The organism is Acidimicrobiales bacterium (assembly GCA_035533095.1).
In the GTDB taxonomy this organism is placed as follows: domain Bacteria; phylum Actinomycetota; class Acidimicrobiia; order Acidimicrobiales; family Palsa-688; genus DATLUM01.
In genome coordinates, this window is record DATLUM010000036.1 from 1 (window position 1) to 3,640 (window position 3,640).

The 3,640-nt window shown below is 68.4% G+C and carries 2 protein-coding genes; both read right to left on the bottom strand.

The genetic code is table 11. The annotated features are described in order from the left end of the window. On the bottom strand, positions 1-906 hold a 906-nt coding region (locus VNF71_03230; GenBank protein ID HVA73558.1), incomplete at its 3' end, for a phosphatidylinositol mannoside acyltransferase. Between the two features lie 46 nt (positions 907-952). After that, positions 953-3,163: a helix-turn-helix domain-containing protein gene (locus VNF71_03235; GenBank protein ID HVA73559.1), complete on the bottom strand. Its 2,211-nt coding sequence runs from the start codon at positions 3,161-3,163 to the stop codon at positions 953-955. Positions 3,164-3,640 lie beyond the last annotated feature (477 nt).

Sequence of the window (3,640 nt, forward strand, 5' to 3'; positions counted from 1 at the left end):
CGACAAATGCGGTTTGGCACTTGATAGCTCCGGCCAATTCGGCTGAAACACGTGCCACTGTTCAGGCGCGGGACGGATGAGCTCCTCAAGCTCGTGTGCCACCTCCTGAGTGAGGGCAGCCACGTCATCTCGCAACCGGCCCTTTCGAGAAACGTCGATCGCGGGCCGAACATGCAGCCGATACCGACCCTGGGGCCTCTGGTACACCGCGCAAGGTAATAGTGCCGCACCGCTGCGGAGGGCGAGCAGAGCGGGACCACGCGGGAGTCGAGTCCGTTCCCCGAAGAACTCGACGTCGACGCCATCGCCGAGGATGTCCCGATCGGCAAGAAGGACGATCACTCCCCCGCGGTGGAGTTCTCGGAGCGATTGCGCTGCGGCATCCCTGCCAAGGGGCAACGCGGTGAGCCCGAGGGCGGCTCGGCGAGCCACGAACCAATCGAAGAGTTCAGGGGGTTCGACGACCTCAGCGACGCCCGTCACGGGTATGCCCTGATCGACGAGGTAGAGACCACCGACCTCCCACGAGCCGACATGGGGAAGCGTCAAGATCACCCCGTTTCCTCTGGCGATTGCCTCGTCGAGGTGGGAGCGGCCGACGATGTCCGTGTCGGCAACGAATGACGCTCGATTTGCGGCCACGAGGAGGGCGCTCTCGGCCCAATAACGGCCATAGGACGAAAACGCACGCCGCACGACGCGTTTGAGTTCTCGTTCTGCCATCGCTTGACCGACGACGTGTCGGAGATTCTCTGTCACAACTGCGTGGCGTCGCGGCGACGTCATTGCGAGTGCCCATCCCACCCGATCACCAATATGGATCACAACGGCGCGAGGAAACATCTGGAGCAGAGCCGTTGAGATGCGGTACACGTAGTAGACGAACTGCTTGCGCACGTCAGCCATCTGGAGAATCCAGACCTCTGGGCGTAGTGCCATCATCGGTGAGTAGTCACCGGTCGCTCTTGACGGAGTAGACGAGGGTGAGCTCGGTTCCTGGATAGGTCGTCTTGGTGGCGGTGAGCTCTTCGCAGAGCCCGGCGATCGCCCGGGTGCGCCTCGGTGCCGAGAGCCGGTCGAGTCGCACGTGGAGCTCGGTGCCGACGATCTCGAGGTCGGCCGGCGTGCGGAAGGCTTCGCGCAGCAGCATGCGCCCCTCATCGTCCGCCGGTGCGAAGTGGGGGCCGAGCAGACGTGCCAAGGCCGACTCGGCGTTGTAGGTGGCCATGCGGATCGCGTCGTGGATGCGCTTGCGTTCAGGGGACAGCCGGACCGAGCCCGGGCGGGCCTCGGCCAAGGGAACACGGGCCGGGATGGCTCTGGCCACGGCCACCAGGCGTTCGACCTCACGCGCTGCGTCGGCAAAGGCCGCCGTGATCTCCTTGTCGGTCCGCTGGCCCCGGACGGCCGCCTGGCCCTCGGTCTGCTCGGCCGCTTTGAGCTGGCGGCGGGCTTCGGCCACGGTGCGATCGGCTGCACGACGGGCCGGGTTGGGGACGGTCCGGGTCAGGTCGTCGTCTTGGGTGGCGTAGGTGTCGAGGGCGTCCAGGGCGTAATGGGCCCGCATGTAGCGGAAGAAGTTCTCCTGGGACCACCGGCTGAACATGAGACAGGCGATCAGGGCCGGGTCCTGGTCATCTCTGGTCGTGAGGACCTGGGTCTGGTGGCCGGTCACCGGGTCGAGGCGGGTGATCTGGCGACAGGCGAACCGCCGGCGCCCTCCGTCGTAGCTGATCGAGACCCTTCGGTCGGCGAGCAAGTAGTCGTGGGTGCGTCCTTGTCGGTCGGTGTAGGTGTAGGACGAGAAGGCGCTGGCCGGCTCGCTCGCTGCGGGCTTCTTGCGGTAGGTGAGGACGTCGAAGCCGGCCAGGGCGAGCTCCTTGAAGAGCTTGGGGCTCCACCCGCCGCGGTCGAAGCAGATCGTCGGCCGGGCGCTTTCGCCGACGAGGGCACGGACCTTGGTCGCCACGGTACGTAGCTCGCCCACGAGGCTCGCCCCCGGGACAGCGCTCCACACCAAGACGCCGTCGCCGTGAGCGTCGCAGACCCAGGTGTCCAGCTCAGCGGGCATGGCCAGGCGGATACGGGCCACGTGGGCCTTTGGCACCTCGCGTCCACCGTGATAGGCGCGTACGTGGCCGTCGACGTAGAAGATCCCGCTCGCCTCCGGTTGGGCCTCGTGGTGATGGCGGGCCAGGCCGTCGAGCAGCTGGTCCGCCCGCGCCATGCCCGCCAGCTCCTCCATGCGCCGGCGGAGGGTGGAGACCTCGGGACCCCGGTCGAGCCCGACCAGGCGCCCGAGGTCCACCGGGTTGATCCGGGTGAGGCCCTCGGCGCGCGGCTCGCCCACGAGGCAGGCGAAGACCAACGAGCAGATGAGCGAACGAAGCGAGTAGAACGCCGCCCGGCGAGCGCCGTAGACGCGTTGGGCGATCCCCAAGAGCCCGGTGGCTGCCAACGCGGGCAGGATGAGCAGCGCACCGGCCACCGGCAACGACGCGCCTTGGCAGATCACCGGCGGGGCGTCGTTGATGAGACCGAAGCGAGCCGCCGCCCGCTCGCCCGAGCGTTCCAGCGGGCGGGCAAGGGGGACGAGGCCGCCCCCGTCCGCTCCGACCGCCTCGCCCACTTCGCGGCGCTCGGCCCGAGCGCCCCCTTCCGGCTCAACGGCGCCCACCGTCACCCGGCGCACACTCGCCGTCGACACCCCGGCGCGCTCGGCCACTGCGGCGAGCGAGAGGCCCGAGGCCCGCAGCACGCGGATCTCGTCCCGCTTGGCGTCGCTCAGCTTGGACGGGCCCCTCGGCCCCGGCCGCTCGCCGACGAGCGCCTCCACGCCACTCGCCGCGTAGGCCCCACGCCAGCGGACGAGCGAGTTCTCATGGACCCCGAACGCCTCGGCCACCTCACGCTGCCTCGCTGCCTTGGAGTTGACGAGCTGCACCGCGGCCAGGCGGCGGGCGGTCCGATCACCCCCGGACCAGCACCATGCGGCCATCCCCCACAAGAACACCGAGCCGTTGCCGTCCTTGTCCTCCATGAAGGCCACGCCGTCGGCCACCCGCGACGAACCCGACGGGACGAGAGGCAGCGGTTGCACCACCCCCATCTTGCTCGCCGCCACCACCGCCATCCGGACCTCCCTGGATCGGTTCCTCCTCACCAGAGATTATGTCCGCTCCGAGCGGTCACGTGGTGGATAGCCCCTAGTCGGAGGCGGTCTGGGCGGTCCTATGCCCAGAGGTCTGGGAATCAGGCGTGCGCCGTGTCCGTGTCGGATCAAAATCTTTCGCCTCGACGGCGAAGAGGGGCTCAGCGATCATCAGACAGCTCGGTCGGCCATCGTCCAGATGAAGGTGCGCACGAACAGAGGTTAAGCGAACCCGTGTAATTGTGCTCGTGCAGAGAGATGCCGAAGCGAGAGGAGACCTCATCGCCGCCCGAAGTCAAAGGGGTCTGCGAAGAACTCCTCGGGCTGGGTGTCGGGCACCGCCGCCGGGCATGGTGGCAACGAGGAGCTGGCGTTGAGCGACCGCGGAGCGGCGCGATCGCACCGCTCAGGCGTGGCGGAGCCCCCCTCCGCGCCGGTGGCGCAGCTTCGTCTGGTACATCACCCGATCGGCTCGCCGCACCAGGTCCG